Source organism: Pseudomonas sp. PDM01, assembly GCF_014852325.1.
Classification (GTDB): Bacteria; Pseudomonadota; Gammaproteobacteria; order Pseudomonadales; family Pseudomonadaceae; genus Aquipseudomonas; species Aquipseudomonas migulae.
Genome location: NZ_JACVBK010000003.1, coordinates 368138 through 385421, shown reverse-complemented (window position 1 = coordinate 385421; position 17284 = coordinate 368138). Strand labels below are relative to the sequence as shown.

Annotated in this window: 17 protein-coding genes and 1 pseudogene; 7 read left to right on the top strand and 11 right to left on the bottom strand. The window is 60.8% G+C overall.

The annotated features are described in order from the left end of the window. Positions 1 to 50: 50 nt before the first annotated feature. The 7 genes from pip to IB246_RS09585 all read left to right on the top strand — a co-directional run bounded on the left by pip (position 51) and on the right by IB246_RS09585 (position 8959). Positions 51 to 1022: a prolyl aminopeptidase gene (pip, locus tag IB246_RS09615; protein ID WP_008025251.1), complete on the top strand. Its 972-nt coding sequence runs from the start codon at positions 51 to 53 to the stop codon at positions 1020 to 1022. Beyond that, entirely contained in the window at positions 1019 to 1456 is a 438-nt protein-coding gene (gene dtd, locus IB246_RS09610; RefSeq protein WP_008025248.1) for a D-aminoacyl-tRNA deacylase, read from the top strand. Before pip ends, dtd begins: the two co-directional genes overlap by 4 nt. 321 nt (positions 1457 to 1777) lie before the next feature. Further along, positions 1778 to 3595 carry a glucan biosynthesis protein G gene (locus tag IB246_RS09605; RefSeq protein ID WP_008041899.1) on the top strand — a complete coding sequence of 606 codons (1818 nt, stop codon included), beginning with the start codon at positions 1778 to 1780 and terminating at the stop codon, positions 3593 to 3595. Next, complete coding sequence (mdoH, locus tag IB246_RS09600; RefSeq protein WP_032832668.1) at positions 3588 to 6158, top strand: glucans biosynthesis glucosyltransferase MdoH; 2571 nt, start codon at positions 3588 to 3590, stop codon at positions 6156 to 6158. The genes IB246_RS09605 and mdoH overlap by 8 nt, the downstream gene beginning before the upstream one ends. Before the next feature lie 187 nt (positions 6159 to 6345). Continuing rightward, complete coding sequence (locus tag IB246_RS09595; RefSeq protein ID WP_008041897.1) at positions 6346 to 7143, top strand: transporter substrate-binding domain-containing protein; 798 nt, start codon at positions 6346 to 6348, stop codon at positions 7141 to 7143. 129 nt (positions 7144 to 7272) lie between these two features. Then, entirely contained in the window at positions 7273 to 8232 is a 960-nt protein-coding gene (locus IB246_RS09590) for an amino acid ABC transporter permease (RefSeq protein ID WP_008025242.1), read from the top strand. Continuing rightward, positions 8225 to 8959 carry an amino acid ABC transporter ATP-binding protein gene (locus IB246_RS09585; protein ID WP_008025241.1) on the top strand — a complete coding sequence of 245 codons (735 nt, stop codon included), beginning with the start codon at positions 8225 to 8227 and terminating at the stop codon, positions 8957 to 8959. The genes IB246_RS09590 and IB246_RS09585 overlap by 8 nt, the downstream gene beginning before the upstream one ends. A 142-nt stretch (positions 8960 to 9101) precedes the next feature. Here IB246_RS09585 and IB246_RS29020 read toward each other — a convergent pair whose 3' ends face one another. The 11 genes and pseudogenes from IB246_RS29020 to ubiE form a co-directional block, all read right to left on the bottom strand. After that, positions 9102 to 9815, bottom strand: a complete 714-nt coding sequence (locus tag IB246_RS29020) for a methyl-accepting chemotaxis protein (protein WP_411736712.1) — start codon at positions 9813 to 9815, stop codon at positions 9102 to 9104. Between the two features lie 144 nt (positions 9816 to 9959). After that, positions 9960 to 11018: pseudogene (locus IB246_RS29015) on the bottom strand (methyl-accepting chemotaxis protein); the annotation flags it as partial. 80 nt (positions 11019 to 11098) lie between these two features. Next, positions 11099 to 11806 carry a 16S rRNA (uracil(1498)-N(3))-methyltransferase gene (locus tag IB246_RS09575; protein ID WP_008041894.1) on the bottom strand — a complete coding sequence of 236 codons (708 nt, stop codon included), beginning with the start codon at positions 11804 to 11806 and terminating at the stop codon, positions 11099 to 11101. Continuing rightward, positions 11803 to 12597 (bottom strand): twin-arginine translocase subunit TatC, encoded by a 795-nt coding sequence (gene tatC / locus IB246_RS09570; protein ID WP_008025235.1) that lies wholly within the window; start codon positions 12595 to 12597, stop codon positions 11803 to 11805. Before tatC ends, IB246_RS09575 begins: the two co-directional genes overlap by 4 nt. After that, a complete protein-coding gene (gene tatB / locus IB246_RS09565; protein ID WP_008041893.1) occupies positions 12594 to 13055 on the bottom strand; it encodes a Sec-independent protein translocase protein TatB in 462 nt (153 codons plus the stop codon). Before tatB ends, tatC begins: the two co-directional genes overlap by 4 nt. 10 nt (positions 13056 to 13065) lie before the next feature. Then, entirely contained in the window at positions 13066 to 13338 is a 273-nt protein-coding gene (locus IB246_RS09560; protein ID WP_008025233.1) for a twin-arginine translocase TatA/TatE family subunit, read from the bottom strand. 25 nt (positions 13339 to 13363) lie between these two features. Further along, positions 13364 to 13696: a phosphoribosyl-ATP diphosphatase gene (locus tag IB246_RS09555; RefSeq protein WP_008025232.1), complete on the bottom strand. Its 333-nt coding sequence runs from the start codon at positions 13694 to 13696 to the stop codon at positions 13364 to 13366. After that, positions 13689 to 14090, bottom strand: coding sequence for a phosphoribosyl-AMP cyclohydrolase (gene hisI, locus IB246_RS09550; protein ID WP_008041892.1), 402 nt, complete (start codon positions 14088 to 14090; stop codon positions 13689 to 13691). Before hisI ends, IB246_RS09555 begins: the two co-directional genes overlap by 8 nt. Positions 14091 to 14170: 80 nt before the next feature. After that, positions 14171 to 15775, bottom strand: a complete 1605-nt coding sequence (gene ubiB / locus IB246_RS09545; RefSeq protein ID WP_008041890.1) for a ubiquinone biosynthesis regulatory protein kinase UbiB — start codon at positions 15773 to 15775, stop codon at positions 14171 to 14173. Continuing rightward, positions 15772 to 16395 (bottom strand): SCP2 domain-containing protein, encoded by a 624-nt coding sequence (locus IB246_RS09540; protein WP_008025228.1) that lies wholly within the window; start codon positions 16393 to 16395, stop codon positions 15772 to 15774. Before IB246_RS09540 ends, ubiB begins: the two co-directional genes overlap by 4 nt. Continuing rightward, on the bottom strand, positions 16395 to 17165 hold the full coding sequence (gene ubiE / locus IB246_RS09535) for a bifunctional demethylmenaquinone methyltransferase/2-methoxy-6-polyprenyl-1,4-benzoquinol methylase UbiE (protein WP_007948968.1): 771 nt from the start codon (positions 17163 to 17165) through the stop codon (positions 16395 to 16397). The genes IB246_RS09540 and ubiE overlap by 1 nt, the downstream gene beginning before the upstream one ends. Positions 17166 to 17284 lie beyond the last annotated feature (119 nt).

The following is a 17284-nucleotide window of genomic DNA, read 5'->3' as shown; positions in this document are numbered from 1 at the left end:
AATAATAGAAGTCCCCCCAGGGATGACCTCGACCCCTTACGGAGCGCGCAATGCAGACTTTGTACCCGCAGATCAAACCCCACGCCCGGCACGATCTGGCTGTCGATGAAACCCACACCCTGTATGTAGACGAAAGCGGTTCACCGGAAGGTTTGCCGGTGGTGTTCATCCACGGCGGTCCCGGTGCCGGGTGTGATGCACAGAGTCGCTGCTTTTTTGATCCGAACCTGTATCGCATTGTCACCTTCGACCAGCGCGGTTGTGGTCGCTCCACGCCCCACGCCAGTCTGGAAAACAACACCACCTGGGATCTGGTCGCCGACCTTGAGCGGATTCGCCAGCATCTGGGCATCGATAAATGGGTGCTGTTCGGCGGCTCATGGGGCTCGACCCTGGCGCTGGCCTACGCGCAAACCCATCCGGAGCGTGTGCACGGCCTGATCCTGCGCGGGATTTTTCTCTGCCGTCCGCAGGAAATCGAGTGGTTCTATCAGGCGGGCGCCAGTCGTCTGTTCCCTGATTACTGGCAAGACTACATTGCGCCGATCCCGCTGGATGAGCGCGAAGACTTGCTCGGCGCTTTCCACAAGCGCCTGACCGGCAACGATCAGATCGCCCAGATGCACGCGGCCAAAGCCTGGTCCACCTGGGAAGGGCGGACCGCGACCTTGCGTCCGAACCCGCTGGTGGTCGATCGTTTCTCCGAGCCGCAACGGGCGTTGTCCATCGCGCGCATCGAATGTCACTACTTCACCAACAATGCGTTCCTTGAGCCGAATCAGTTGATCCGCGACATGGGAAAGATCGCCCATCTGCCGGGCGTGATCGTTCACGGTCGCTACGACGTGATTTGCCCGCTGGATAACGCCTGGGAACTGCATCAGAACTGGCCGAACAGTGAACTGCAGGTCATCCGTGATGCCGGGCATGCCGCCTCCGAACCCGGCATTACCGATGCCTTGGTACGCGCCGCCGATCAGATGGCCCGGCGCCTGCTCGACCTGTCCCCAGCAGAAGCATGAAGGGCCTGTTGCAGCGCGTGCGTGGCGCGCGCGTCGAGGTAGCGGGGGAGGTGGTCGGTGCCGTCGATCAGGGTTTGCTGGTACTGGTGGCGGTCGAGCCCGAGGACACTCGGGCCAGTGCCGACAAACTTCTGCATAAGCTGCTTAACTATCGTGTGTTCAGTGACGCCGAGGGCAAGATGAATCTGTCCCTGGCGGATGTCGGGGGCGGGTTGCTGCTGGTCTCTCAGTTCACCCTGGCCGCCGACACCAAAAACGGGTTGCGCCCGAGTTTTTCAACCGCTGCCCCTCCGGCGCTGGGCGAGGAGCTTTTCGACTATCTATTAGAGAAAGCGAAACAGGTGCATGGCACAGTGGCATCAGGTAGATTCGGCGCGGATATGCAGGTGCACCTGGTCAATGATGGCCCGGTAACCTTCCTGTTACAGACCTGAAAGCGCTTGAAACAAGTTTTTAAGCGCTTTTTCACTGAAAACAGGGGTTTTTCGCGAGAAATACTTTGTTGCGCCTGATGCGTTGTAACGCGGCCTACTAGATAATCGCGCGCTACGGGGATCAGCGTTCGTTGGTCCGTTTTGACTTAGGTAGAGACTTGTCCTGGGCCTGTTGGGGAATCATTTAGCCCCATAGGAGTCGGAACAATGCTCGCCAACTTGGCAAGAGTGGTTTGTAGGGACGGGTTTTTCATCCCGTTTACCTCACAGGCCCTTTAACTGGCCGTTGGTTTTTTGATCTGTTTTCGGCGAGGGTTGCTCGTGATTGTTAGTCCCTGTAATGCACCAAGATTGTCAGCCAAACGGCTACGAAGCGCACTGGTAGCGGGCTCTGCACTGCTCTGCCTGTTCGGCGCCGGCCAGCTTTGGGCATTCAATCTGGATGATGTATCGGTCAAGGCAAAAGAGCTGGCCGGGCAGAAATTCGAAGCCCCGCGCAGTAACCTGCCGAACGAATTCCGTGAGATGAAATTCGCGGACTATCAGAAAATTCGTTTCCTGACCGAAAAAGCCGAATGGGCCGATCAGAAAACCCCGTTCAAGCTTTCGTTCTATCACCAGGGTATGCATTTCGATACGCCGGTGAAAATCAACGAAATCACGGCCAACACCGTCGAAGAGATCAAATACGACCCGTCTCGTTTCGATTTCGGCGACCTGAAATTCGATCCTAAAGCCACCGAACAACTGGGTTATGCCGGTTTCCGTGTGCTGTACCCGATCAACAAGGCCGACAAGCAAGACGAAATCATGACCATGCTCGGCGCGAGTTACTTCCGCGTTGTCGGCAAGGGTCACACGTATGGCTTGTCCGCTCGGGGCCTGGCAATCGATACCGCGTTGCCGTCCGGCGAAGAATTCCCGCGTTTCCGTGAGTTCTGGATTCAACAGCCGAAGCCGGGCGACAAGCACCTGGTGATCTTCGCGCTGCTGGATTCGCCACGCGCCACCGGTGCCTATCGCCTGACCCTGCGTCCGGGCAGCGACACCATTGTCGACGTCAAGGCGCAGATGTTCCTGCGTGACAAGGTCACCAAGCTTGGCGTTGCGCCGCTGACCAGCATGTTCCTGTTCGGCGCCAACCAGCCGTCGAAAGTGCTGAACTACCGCCGCGAACTGCACGATTCCAGCGGCCTGTCGATCCATGCCGGCAACGGCGAGTGGATCTGGCGTCCGCTGAACAACCCGAAACACCTGGCGGTGAGCAACTTCTCGATCGAGAACCCGCGCGGTTTCGGCTTGCTGCAACGTGGCCGTGACTTCAGCCACTACGAAGACCTCGACGACCGCTACGACAAGCGCCCAAGTGCCTGGATCGAGCCAAAAGGCGATTGGGGCAAGGGTTCTGTCGACCTGGTCGAAATTCCGACTGCCGATGAAACCAACGACAACATCGTTGCCTTCTGGAGCCCGGAAAAACTGCCTGAGCCTGGCCAGCCGCTGGAATTCGGCTACCGCCTGCACTGGACCATGGACGAAGCGGCGATTCACGCTCCGGACAGCGCCTGGGTCAAACAGACCTTGCGCTCTACCGGCGACGTCAAGCAGTCCAACCTGATTCGTCAGCCGGACGGCAGCGTTGCCTATCTGGTGGATTTCGAAGGCCCGTCCCTGGCAGCGTTGCCGGCCGATTCAGACGTTCGCAGCCAGGTCAGCGTGGGTGATAATGCCGAGCTGGTCGAGAACAGCGTGCGCTACAACCCTGAAACCAAGGGCTGGCGCCTGACCCTGCGCATGAAGATCAAGGATCCGGGCAAGTCCACCGAGATGCGTGCCGCACTGGTGCAGAACATCGTGCCTGCCGATCTGGCCAAGACTTCGATCCCATCGTCCACCTCTTCTGTTGCCAAGGCCGACAAAGTGGCCGCCAAGCAAGCGGAGAAAGCGGACAAGGACGCGAAGGCCGCCGAGGCCAAGCAGGCCGAAGCCAAGCCAGTTGCAGATGCCAAGGACAAGGCGAACAACAAAGACGCCAAGCAGCCTGTCGCTGCCGACGCGGCCCCAGCCACACCGGAATCGGCACCGACTGAAGAAGTCCTGACCGAGACCTGGAGCTATCAGTTGCCTGCCGATGAGTAATTCTCAAGTTCAGCCAGAAACTCTTGCCGAGTATCTGGCGCATCTGCCGATGACCGACGAGCAGCGCGCGGAACTCGCGGGCTGCAAGTCGTTCAGCGAACTTCACGAGCGTCTGTCGTCCTCGACGTTCGATGCACCGGTCGAGGCTGCTCAAGCCTCGGTCGGCCGTCGCTTGACCCTGAGCACCGCTGAAGAGCTGGAAGAAGCGGAAATGCTGGTGCTCGACGCCAGCGGTCGTGTTTGCCTCAAGGCAACCCCGCCGATCCGCCGGACCAAAGTCGTGCCGGAGCCGTGGCGCACCAACATTCTGGTGCGTGGCTGGCGGCGTCTGACCGGTCGCACCAACCCGCCGGCTCCGCCGAAAGACGAGAACGTGCTGCCGGCAGCCCGCTGGCGCACCGTGGGTTCGATCCGCCGTTACATCCTGCTGGTACTGATGCTCGGTCAAACCATCGTTGCCGGCTGGTACATGAAAGGCATCATGCCGTACCAGGGCTGGTCGTTCGTCGACCTCAACGAAGTCCTGCATCAGCCGCTCCTGCAAACCGTCACGCAAGTGCTGCCATATGCGCTGCAGACCACCATCCTGATCATGTTCGGGATTCTGTTCTGCTGGGTCTCGGCCGGTTTCTGGACCGCGCTGATGGGCTTCCTCGAGTTGCTCACCGGTCACGATAAATACCGCATCTCCGGTAAAAGTGCCGGCAACGAGCCGATCCCCAAAGACGCGCGCACCGCACTGGTGATGCCGATCTGCAACGAAGACGTGCCACGGGTGTTTGCCGGTCTGCGCGCGACGTTCGAGTCGGTCGCTGCCACAGGTGACCTGGACCGCTTCGACTTCTTCGTCCTCAGCGACAGTAACGATGCCGACATCTGCGTCGCCGAACAGCAGGCCTGGCTGGACGTCTGCCGCGAAGCCAAGGGTTTCGGCAAGATCTTCTATCGCCGCCGTCGCCGTCGCGTAAAACGCAAAAGCGGCAACCTCGACGACTTCTGCCGTCGCTGGGGCGGTGACTACAAGTACATGGTCGTGCTCGACGCTGACTCCGTGATGAGCGGCGAATGCCTGACCAGTCTGGTGCGCCTGATGGAAGCCACGCCGGACGCCGGGATCATCCAGACCGCGCCACGTGCGTCGGGCATGGACACTCTTTATGCGCGCATGCAGCAGTTTGCGACCCGCGTGTACGGTCCGCTGTTCACCGCCGGTCTGCACTTCTGGCAGTTGGGCGAATCGCACTACTGGGGCCACAACGCGATTATCCGCATGAAGCCGTTCATCGAGCACTGCGCCCTGGCGCCGTTGCCCGGTAAAGGCGCGTTCGCCGGCGCGATTCTGTCCCACGACTTCGTTGAAGCCGCGCTGATGCGCCGTGCCGGTTGGGGCGTGTGGATTGCCTACGACTTGCCGGGCAGCTACGAAGAGTTGCCGCCGAACCTGCTGGACGAACTCAAGCGTGACCGTCGCTGGTGCCACGGTAACCTGATGAACTTCCGCCTGTTCCTGGTCAAGGGCATGCACCCGGTTCACCGTGCGGTGTTCCTCACCGGCGTGATGTCTTACCTGTCGGCGCCGTTGTGGTTCTTCTTCCTCGTGCTGTCGACGGCGCTGCTGGCGGTCAACACGCTGATGGAGCCGCAGTACTTCCTTGAACCGCGTCAGCTCTACCCGCTGTGGCCACAATGGCACCCGGACAAGGCCATCGCGCTGTTCTCGACCACTATCGTGCTGCTGTTCCTGCCGAAGCTGTTGAGCATCATCCTGATCTGGGCCAAGGGCGCGAAAGAGTTCGGTGGCAAGTTCAAGGTGACCCTGTCGATGCTGCTGGAGATGTTGTTCTCCATGTTGCTGGCGCCGGTGCGGATGATTTTCCACACCCGTTTCGTACTCGCCGCGTTCCTCGGCTGGGCTGCGACCTGGAACTCGCCGCAACGTGACGACGACTCCACGCCATGGAGCGAAGCGGTCAAGCGCCACGGTCCGCAAACCCTGCTGGGCTTCTTCTGGGCCCTGTTGGTGATCTGGCTGAACCCGAGCTTCCTCTGGTGGCTGGTGCCGATCGTCGGTTCGTTGATGCTGTCGATCCCGGTTTCCGTGATCTCCAGCCGTGTTGGCCTGGGCCTGAAGTCCCGTGACGAGAGCCTGTTCCTGATCCCTGAGGAATACAATCCGCCACAGGCGTTGCTGGCAACTGACCAGTACACCCATGAAAACCGTTGGCATGCGCTGAAAGACGGCTTCATCCGGTCGGTGGTTGATCCACAGCAGAACGCCTTGGCGTGCTCGCTGGCGACATCGCGCCACGGTCAGGCCGAGCCAATCGAGTGGCTGCGGATCGAGCGGGTTCGCCATGCATTGAAAGTCGGGCCTGACGGTCTGAACAACAATGAGCGTGTGCAACTGCTGAGCGATCCGGTGGCACTGGCTCGTTTGCATGAGCAGGTCTGGAGCGAAGGTCATCCCGAGTGGCTGGAAGCCTGGCGCAAATCGGTGAAATCCGATCCCCATGCGCCGTTGCTGCCGCTCAAGCCGCTGAGTGCACAACCGCAGTTGGCATAATAAAGAACCCCGCGAAAGCGGGGTTTTTTTTGCCTCATCGTTCCCAAACACTTGTGCAAACGAGCGAGTACGTTAGCATCCGTCCCCGAATTGGTGCGCCCGGATAATTTTTGTCCGTATCGATGCGTTTCCTGAGGGGAGCCGCCGTTTGCGCGCCTCATAACGCACTGGTTTTGGGGACATGAAGATGAAGAAGTATCTCTCGATGCTGCTGGTCGGCGTCACGGCATTGGTTGCAGTCAGCACGGCGCAGGCCGGTGCCATCGATGACGCGGTCAAGCGCGGCACGCTGAAAGTCGGCATGGACCCGACCTACATGCCGTTCGAAATGACCAACAAGCGCGGCGAGATCATCGGCTTCGAAGTCGACATCCTCAAAGCCATGACCAAGGCCATGGGCGTCAAGCTGGAGCTGGTGTCCACCGGCTACGACGGCATTATCCCGGCCCTGCTCACTGACAAGTTCGACATGATCGGCAGCGGCATGACGCTGACCCAGGAACGCAACCTGCGCCTGAACTTCAGCGAACCGTTCATCGTGGTCGGCCAGACGCTGCTGATTCGCAAAGAGCTGGAAGGCACCATCAAGTCCTACAAAGACCTGAACACCGCCGACTACCGCATCACCTCCAAGCTCGGCACCACCGGCGAGATGGTCGCCAAGAAGCTGATCTCCAAAGCCAAGTACCACGGCTACGACAACGAGCAGGAAGCAGTGCTCGACGTGGTCAACGGCAAGGCCGATGCCTTTATCTACGACGCGCCGTACAACGTCGTGGCGGTGAACAAGGTCGGCAACGGCAAGCTGGTGTTCCTCGACAAGCCGTTCACCTACGAGCCGCTGGCCTTTGGTCTGAAGAAGGGTGACTACGACAGCATCAACTTCATCAACAACTTCCTGCACCAGATCCACGAAGACGGCACCTACGATCGCATCCATGACAAGTGGTTCAAAGACACCGCTTGGCTCAAGGATATGGAATAAGGCCCGGTCAGATAGACCGCGTCGCTCCCATTCGCGGGCAAGCCTCGCTCCTACAGGATGATGACTTTGTAGGAGCGAGGCTTGCCCGCGAAGGCGGCCTCCCTGGCGACACAGAATCCGGAACCTGCAATGAAACAGAAAAAAGCCCAATGGCCCTGGCACGTGTTGACCGTGCTGGTGCTGATCGGCCTGGCCGGCGCGTTGTATTACGCCACCTCGCTGATGTCCTACGAATGGCGCTGGAACCGCGTCCCGCAGTACTTCGCCTACCACGCCGAAGAGTCCCAGCGTGCCGCCGACATCTCCACCGTCAGCGAGCTGGTGCGCAAAGGCGACAAGGCTGAAGTCACGTTGCGCAACGACGCGGGTGACGAGCAGCGCGTGACCGTCGACGACAACAGCCTGCAAGTCGCCCAAGGCGATGATGTGGCCGAAGGCGACGTGATCGGTGTGACTCGCCATTGGGCCGCCGGACCGCTGATGTGGGGGCTCTGGACCACCCTGTGGTTGTCCGTGGTGTCTGGCGTGCTCGGCCTGCTGATCGGCCTCGCCACGGGCTTGTGCCGTCTCTCGAACAATCCGACCCTGCGCGACCTCTCGACGATTTACGTCGAACTGGTGCGCGGTACGCCGCTGCTGGTGCAGATTTTCATTTTCTACTTCTTTATCGGCACCGTGATGAACCTGTCCCGGGAGTTCGCCGGGATCGCCGCACTGTCGTTGTTTACCGGCGCCTACGTGGCGGAAATCATCCGCTCCGGCGTGCAATCCATCGCCCGTGGCCAGAACGAAGCTGCGCGTTCCCTGGGCTTGAGCGCGGGTCAGTCGATGCGCCACGTGGTGCTGCCGCAAGCGTTCAAGCGCGTGCTGCCGCCGCTCGCCGGGCAGTTCATCAGCCTGGTCAAAGACACCTCGCTGGTGTCGGTGATTGCGATTACCGAGCTGTTGAAAAGCGGTCGCGAAGTTATCACTACTTCGTTTTCGCCATTCGAAATCCTGTTCTGCGTGGCTGGCCTGTACTTGTTGATCAACCTGCCGCTGTCGAAAATCGCCAGCCGGCTTGAGCGGAGGCTCGCGCAAAGTGATTGAAGTCCGCGATCTGGTAAAAGTCTTCGACACCCGTGGCCACGTGGTGCGCGCGGTGGATAACGTCTCCACCCAGGTGGCGAAGGGCGAAGTATTGGTGGTGATCGGTCCGTCCGGTTCCGGCAAGTCGACCTTCCTGCGCTGCCTTAACGGCCTGGAAGAGTTCGACTCGGGCTCGGTGAGCATCGACGGCCTGCAACTGGCCGATCCGAAAACCGACGTCAATGCCTACCGCCGCGAAGTCGGCATGGTGTTCCAGCATTTCAACCTGTTCCCGCACATGACCGTGCTGGAAAACCTCTGCCTCGCCCAGAAAGTCGTGCGCAAACGCGGCAAGAAGGAGCGTGAAGCCAAGGCCTTGGCATTGCTGGAAAAGGTTGGCATTGCGCAGAAGGCCAACGAGTTTCCGTCACGCCTGTCCGGCGGTCAGCAGCAGCGCGTGGCGATTGCACGGGCGCTGGCCATGGAGCCGAAGGTCATGCTGTTCGATGAACCGACCTCGGCGCTCGATCCTGAAATGGTCGGCGAAGTGCTGGATGTGATGAAAACCCTGGCCGTGGAAGGCATGACCATGGTCTGCGTGACCCACGAAATGGGCTTTGCGCGGGAAGTGGCGGATCGGGTGCTGTTTTTCGATCACGGCAAATTGCTGGAAGACGCCTCGCCGGCCGAGTTCTTCGATGCGCCGAAGGATCCGCGGGCGCAGGCCTTCCTTCGTCAGGTCCTTTAAAAGCAGCGGCCTTGGGGCCGCTAATCGCTAGCAGGCTAGCTCCCACAGTGGATTTGTGGTGTTCACACCAAACCCTGTGGGAGCCAGCCTGCTGGCGATTGCATCACCTCGGTCCATAGTGAACCGAGGCAAATGAATCACCTCAAACCTTGAACCGCCCCACCAGCATCTGCAAATGCGTCCCCAGCCGCGCCAGCTCAACGCTGGACGCCGCGGTCTCTTCACTGGCTGCCGAGGTCTGCTCGGACACATCGCGCACGTTCAGCACGCTGCGATTGATCTCTTCCGCCACCGCGCTTTGCTGTTCGGCAGCGGCGGCAATCTGCTGGTTCATCGACTGAATCGCTGACACGGTGCGGGTGATGCTTTCCAGCGAGCCACCGGCGCGGCGGGTCAGTTCGACGCTGCTGTCGGTCAGGGTGCGGCTGTTGTCCATGATGGTCGCGACTTGCTGGGTGCCGCTCTGCAGGCCGACGATCAGCTCTTCGATTTCTTCGGTGGACTTCTGGGTGCGCTGCGCCAGGCTGCGGACTTCGTCGGCGACCACCGCAAAACCACGTCCGGCTTCACCGGCGCGAGCAGCTTCAATGGCCGCGTTGAGCGCCAGCAGGTTGGTTTGCTGAGCCACGGATTTGATCACGTCGAGCACACTGCCGATCTTGTCGCTTTCGCGTTTGAGATGCCCCATGGCGTCGGTGGAGTTGCCGACTTCCTTGGCCAGGCGTTCGATTTGAGCGATGGCTTCGCCGACCACCTTGTCGCCTTCGCGGGCCTGCTGATCGGCGGCGAGCGCGGCTTCGGAGGCTTCTTCAGCGTTACGTGCGACTTCCTGCACCGTGGCGGTCATTTCGTTCATCGCGGTCGCCACCTGGTCAGTCTCGACCTTCTGGCTGTTGACGCCGGCGCTGGTCTGCTCGGTGACTGCGGACAGTTCTTCAGCGGCGCTGGCGATTTGCGTGACGCCATCGCTGATGCCGCCGATCAATTCGCGCAGGCCCAGGGTCATGCTTTGTATCGCCCGCTGGAGCTGACCGAGTTCGTCCTGACGCTCGGAAACGAGGTTCTGGGTCAGGTCGCCGGCGGCGATGCGCTCGGCCACTTTCAGTGTCTGGCCCAGCGGAACGACGATCTGCCGGGTGATGGCCCATGCCGCGAACAGGCCGAAGACCAACGCCAGGGCGGTGGCCAGTAACAGCATGTTCTTGGCGTGCGCGGCGTCAGTGTCACGGATGACGGTTTGCGAGGCGGTGAGCTTTTTGCTGACGTCTAACAGGATGTTGCCCTGATCGGCCATGCGTTTCAGCGCGGCGGCGCTGGCGACCTGGGAGTCACGGAACTGGCTGACGGCGGCGCGGTAGGCTTTGAGTGAATCGGCGGCCTGTTGCAGGTTGGCGATGTGCTGCTCCGGCAATCTGGACGGCAGGCTTTCGAGGTTTTTCAGCGCATTGTCGATGGCGTCCAGCGCCGGTTGTTCGGCTTCGGTCTTGCCGCTGTAGGTATAGCCGCGCACCTGGAAGCGAGCTTGCTGGATCAGTTTGCTCAGGTCGATAACGCTGTTGAAATCGGCGACGCTGTCGCCTTGCAGCAAGGATTTCTCGACTTCACCCACGCGCGCCACGGCGTTATCGGCCGTGGCGCCGAGTTTGCTGCGAGCATCTTCGCGGTTGGCGCCGGCCTGGGTCATGGCGGCGAAGGCTTGTTTGTACTCGCTGACTGCGGCCAGTTGCTGATCGACCATGGCTGCGTCGGCAGGTTGCTCGATCAGTGTGCGGGCGGTTTTCAACCCGGTGTCGAGTTGGCCGAGCAGGTCGTTGACGGCGCCCGGGCCTTGTTCGCCACGGCGCATTTCGTAGTCCAGGCGGGCCAGGCGCAGGTCTTTGGTCAGTTCATTGAGGCTGGCAATGAACCCGAGCTTGTCGCCGCGATTCACCACGTCACTCAGGCCGGTCCAGCCCGTGACGGTGATCAACAATGTCAGCAGCAGCACCAGACCGAAGCCGACACCCAGTTTGCGATTGACGCTGACGTTCCCCAGTTTCTCGGCTAGCCATCGGTACATGCTGCAACTCCCACGGACCACAAGTTGGTTTTATGGGAACTGTATCGGCAGGCGGTCAGGATTCTGTAGGAGCGTAATGGCTAGAACAGGCGGGCGAGCAGCGCGGTGACGGCGGTCTCGACGCGCAGGATGCGCTCGCCGAGCTGCACCGGTTGCAGGCCGGACTTGGCCAGCAGGTCGATTTCGTAGGGGATCCAGCCGCCTTCCGGACCGATAGCCAACGTGACCTGCTCGTCGAGGCCGCGGGGGCAGGGCGGGTAGTTGCCCGGATGGCCGACCAGGCCAAGGGTGCCTTCGGCAATCGCTGGCAGTCGATCTTCGACAAACGGCTTGAAGCGCTTCTCGATGACAATTTCAGGCAACACGCTGTCCCGAGCCTGTTCGAGGCCGAGGATCAGTTGCTCGCGAATCGCTTCCGGTTCCAGGAACGGGGTCTGCCAGAAGCTTTTCTCGACGCGATAGCTGTTCACCAGCACGATCCGTGGCACACCCATGGCTGCCACGGTCTGAAACACCCGGCGCAGCATTTTTGGGCGTGGCAGGGCCAGCACCAGGGTCAGCGGCAGCTTGGCCGGTGGCGGTTGGTCGAGGGTGACGCGCAGTTCGGCTTCATCGGCGTCCAGGCGCAGTACTTCGGCCGAGCCCATCAGGCCGCCGATACGCCCGACGCGCATGCTGTCGCCCACTTCACAGCGGTGGACTTCCTGCATGTGCGTCAACCGGCGATCACGCAGGATCGCCCGGTCGGCCGCAATGAAATCGGCCTCTTCGAGGAGCAGCAGGTTCACGCTTGGGTCGCTGGCGGCTGGTCGTTGTGATCGTCAACCGGTTGGTCGTCCGGATGGTCGCCGCGCTTGCTGATCAGGCCGCCGAACAGGATGCCGATTTCAAACAGCAGCCACATCGGTACGGCCAGCAGCGTCTGCGAGAAGATGTCCGGTGGCGTCAGGATCATGCCGACCACGAAGCAGCCGATGATCACGTACGGGCGGATTTTCTTCAGGTATTTGACGTCGACTACGCCGATCCACACCAGCAGCACCACGGCCACCGGAATCTCGAACGCCACGCCGAAGGCGAAGAACAGCGTCATGACGAAGTCGAGGTAGCTGCTGATGTCGGTCATCATTTCCACGCCGGCCGGGGTGGCGGCGGCGAAAAATTTGAAGATCAGCGGGAATACCAGGTAATAGGCGAATGCCATGCCGGCATAAAACAGCATGATGCTCGATACCAGCAACGGCACCGCGATGCGTTTTTCATGCTTGTACAGGCCCGGCGCAATGAAACCCCAGATCTGATGCAGGATCACCGGGATCGCCAGGAACAGCGACACCATCATGGTCAGCTTCAGTGGCGTCAGGAACGGCGACGACACGTCGGTGGCGATCATCGTCGCGCCCACTGGCAGATACTGGCGCAGCGGCGTGGAGACGAAGGTGTAGATCTGCTGGGTGAACGCAAACAGCCCGGCGAAGATGATGAAGATCGCCGCTACGCAGCGCAGCAGACGGGTACGCAACTCGGTGAGGTGCGAAACCAGCGGCATGTGCTGGTCGTTTTCTGGGAGATCGCTCATGAGGCTCGCGGCGGCAAAGTGGTGTCGTGAGGAGCCGGCGTTGTCGGCACGGCGGCAGGAGCAACGGGTTCTGCATGCGCCACGACCGGCGCCGCTTCAACCGCTTCCACCGCTTTCACGGTTTCCGTCGGCGCAGCAGCAGGCGCGGATTCTGTCGTCGATGCATGGATCGTCTGCTCCGCCACCGGCTGAACCGGAGTGGCTTCCTGCTGGGTCGGCGTGAAAATCTTCCGCGCCTCCTGTTCCAGCGACAGAATGTGCTCGTTGTGCAGTTGCCGACGAATCTCGTCGGCACCGATTTCACGCTCAACTTCCTGTTTGATCGCATTGAAGCTGCGCTTCAGGCGACCGACCCACAGGCCGGCGGTGCGCGCAGCACCCGGCAGACGCTCGGGGCCCAGCACCAGCAGGGCCACGAGGCCGACGAGCAGCAGTTCAGAGAAGCTGATACCAAACATTAGTCAGTGCTCACACGTCTTTGCGGATCGGCTCTTCGACTTTTTGCGCCTGCACGTCGATGGTGTGCGGCTGGTTCACGGACTGGGTGGTCTGTGGCTGAACAGGTGGAACCGGTTGGGCCGCTGCCGGATCGGCGGGTTTTTCGTCGTCGTTCATGGCTTTCTTGAAGCCCTTGATCGATTCGCCGACGTCAGTGCCGAGGTTTTTCAGTTTCTTGGTGCCGAACACCAGCACGACAACAACCAGGATGACGATCCAGTGTTTCCAGTCAAAAATGCCCATGTTGCTGCTCCTCTCTAATAGTTGTTCAGGCGGACGGGCGCGAGGCTTTCTCTGCGTGTCCGGACAGACCGAAACGACGGTCCAGTTCATCGAGTACAGCCTGTGGATGCTGCCCCAGTTGGGCGAGCATGACCATGCTGTGGAACCACAAATCGGCGGTCTCGTAGATCACATCGCTGCAGTCGCCGCTGATGGCGGCATCCTTGGCGGCAATGATGGTTTCGACCGACTCTTCGCCGACTTTTTCCAGAATCTTGTTCAAGCCCTTGTGGTACAGGCTGGCGACGTACGAGCTGTCGGCGGCGGCGCCTTTGCGCGCTTCCAGTACCTCGGCCAGTCGGGTCAGAGTGTCACTCATGTGTGTGTCCTGCGGAATAGATGGCGTGCGGGTCTTTGAGAACCGGGTCGACGGTTTTCCAGTCGCCGTTCTCGAAGACGCGATAGAAGCAGCTCTGCCGACCGGTATGGCAGGCGATGTCGCCGATCTGCTCGACCATCAGGATGATCACGTCGGCGTCGCAGTCCAGGCGCATCTCATGCAGGGTCTGCACGTGGCCGGACTCTTCGCCCTTGCGCCACAACTTGCCACGGGAACGTGACCAGTAGATGGCGCGGTTTTCGACAGCGGTCAGTTCCAGCGCTTCGCGGTTCATCCAGGCCATCATCAGGACGCGCCCGGTCTTGTGATCCTGGGCGATTGCCGGCACCAGGCCGTCGGCGTCCCACTTGATCTCGTCCAGCCAGTTTTTCATCTTCGACTCCGACAGCGGGCTCCGCACTACATGAGCAGAGTCCAACGTTCAAACAGTGTGCCAGTGGATCACACAACTGGCTATCGGCGAACGACCAGATACAAGCCGACGGCCATCATGATTCCTGCCGGCCAGTAGGCCAGTTCGTTCAACGGCCCGCCCATGGCCAGTATTGCGCCGCCGGCCAGGTGCGCGGTGCCGAGCAGGCGCAGGAACCAGTCGTCCCGGCGTCGATGCCACGATGGCGGCGGGTCGTAAGCGTGGGGCTGCGACATGCGTTCGAGCAGGTCGCGCGCCATGTTGGCCAGGTGCGGCAGTTGTTCGAACTGGTTCTGCACGTTGCCGAGCAAGGCTTTGGGGCTGACGCGCTCGCGCATCCAGCGTTCGAGGAACGGCTGGGCGGTGTTCCACAGATCGAGGTCCGGGTATAGCTGGCGGCCCAGGCCTTCGATGTTCAACAGGGTTTTTTGCAGCAGCACGAGCTGTGGCTGCACTTCCATGTTGAAGCGTCGAGCGGTCTGGAACAGGCGCATCAGCACCTGACCGAAGGAAATATCTTTTAACGGTTTTTCGAAGATCGGCTCGCAAACGGTACGGATCGCCGCTTCGAATTCGTTGAGTTTGGTTTCCGCCGGAACCCAGCCCGAGTCGATGTGCAGTTGCGCCACACGCCGGTAATCGCGTTTGAAGAACGCGAACAGGTTGCGCGCCAGATAATCCTGGTCTTCGGGGGTCAGGCTGCCGACGATGCCGCAGTCGATCGCAATGTACTGCGGGCTCCACGGGTTGACGGTGCTGACGAAGATGTTGCCCGGGTGCATGTCGGCGTGGAAGAAACTGTCGCGGAACACCTGGGTGAAGAAGATCTCGACGCCGCGCTCGGCGAGCATTTTCATGTCGGTGCGCTGGTCGGCCAGGGTCGCGAGGTCGGTGACCTGAATGCCGTAGATGCGCTCCATCACCAGCACTTTCGGCCGGCACCAGTCCCAATAGACTTGTGGCACGTACAGCAGCGGCGAACCGTCGAAATTACGCTTCAACTGGCTGGCGTTGGCCGCCTCGCGCAACAGGTCGAGTTCGTCGTAGATGGTTTTTTCATAGTCGCTGACCACGTCCACCGGGTGCAGCAGACGCGCGTCGGCGGAGAGTTTTTCCGCTGCGCGGGCGAGGATGAACAACCACGCCAGGTCTTGCGCGATGATCGGTTTCAGGCCGGGGCGGATGACTTTGACGACGACTTCTTCACCGGTTTTCAACTGCGCGGCATGCACCTGCGCCACCGAAGCCGAGGCCAGCGGTTCGACGTCGAAACGGCTGAACACTTCACTGATCTTTTTGCCGAGCTGTTCTTCGATCAGCTTGACCGACACTTGCGAATCGAACGGCGGCACGCGGTCCTGCAGCTTCATCAGCTCATCGGCGATGTCTTCCGGCAGCAGGTCGCGGCGGGTGGACAGGATCTGCCCGAACTTGATGAAGATCGGCCCCAGGTCCTGCAGTGCCAGGCGCAATCGCGCGCCACGGCTCAGGTCCAGCGGCTTGCGCGGGAACCAGCGCCACGGCAACGCGTAGCGCAGCGCCAGCAGAAACCACGGCAGCGGCAGGGCAAACAGCAGGTCATCGAGGCGGTAGCGAATCACAACGCGCTGGATGCGCAACAAACGGCGGACGGCAAGCAGCTTCATGCGTTATCGCTTGGGTCGAGGGATCGGGAAAGGCGCTCGAAACGCGCCTCGAGACGTTCCAGATCGAGTTTGATCTGGTCCAGTTCACTGAATCGGGCTTCGGCTTCGCGCTGACCGACGAGGGTGCGCGATTCTTCGGCCAGGTATTCGCCCAGGTTCTGACCCAGGCTGGCAAATCCTTGCTGATACCAGCGTGCGCGACTGCGCAGGTGACCGCCGACCAGTTGCGTGGCCACAGGTCCCAGCCAGCGCGAAAGTTCGTATTCCCAGTCCAGTTCCAGGTCCTGGAGGATCGCGGCCAGTTCCAGCAGCACGCCGCTGTCGCCGTCGAGTTCGACTTCAGGGGCATGCAAAACGGAGGTCTTGTCCTTGCTCATCGCCAGTTTCAACAGGCTGGAAGCCGGTGCACGCAAGGTGCAGTCGGCGCCGGTTTCCCAGTGGGTCGCCAGCATCAAGCCTTCGTCGCTGGGCAGGATGAACAGTTGCAGTGCCGGGCTGCGGCAATCGACGGCAATCACCCGGCCGCTCAAATGCGCCAGCCGCGGCAGCGCCGTGCTGTCGAGACGCAGCACCCGGTTCAGGCCGAGTTCAATGCTGGCGAGCAGACCGGCCAACAACATCAGGGTTTGATGCCACGGTGCAGGGCCACGATGCCTGCGGTCATGTTGTGGTAGGTCACGCGGTCGAAACCGGCCTCGACCATCATCGACTTCAGGGTTTCCTGATTCGGGTGCATGCGGATCGATTCGGCCAGGTAGCGATAGCTTTCCGAGTCGTTGGTGATCAACTTGCCCATCAGCGGCATGAAGGCGAACGAGTAGGCGTCGTAGGCTTTGGACATCAGCGCGTTGGTCGGCTTGGAGAATTCCAGCACCAGCAAACGGCCGCCCGGCTTGAGTACGCGCAGCATCGAGCGCAGTGCGTCTTCTTTATGCGTCACGTTGCGCAGGCCGAATGCGATGGTCACGCAGTCGAAATGGTTGTCCGGGAACGGCAGCTTTTCAGCGTCGGCCTGAACGAACTCGACGTTGCCGGCTACACCCAGGTCCAGCAGGCGGTCACGACCGACCTTGAGCATGGATTCGTTGATGTCGGCCAACACCACCTGGCCGGTCGGGCCCACGAGGTGCGAGAATTTTTTGGTCAGGTCGCCGGTGCCGCCGGCAATGTCCAGCACGCGGTTGCCGGTGCGAACGCCCGACAGTTCGATCGCAAAACGCTTCCACAAACGGTGCATGCCGCCCGACAGGAGGTCGTTCATCAAGTCGTACTTGGCGGCTACCGAGTGGAAAACCTCAGCGACTTTTTCCGCTTTTTGGCTTTCCGGAACGTTTTTGAAACCGAAGTGCGTGGTGGGTTCGGCATCGCTGCCTTTGCGCTGATCAGTCATATCGCTGTCACCAGAAGAGAATGCGGGACATTCTAATCCCGGTGGCCTGCTTTGTCTTGGCAAGGCTGAAGGTAAGATGTAGAACCGCCGGGACGTTTTGCCGCAGGCGCGGTCAAGAT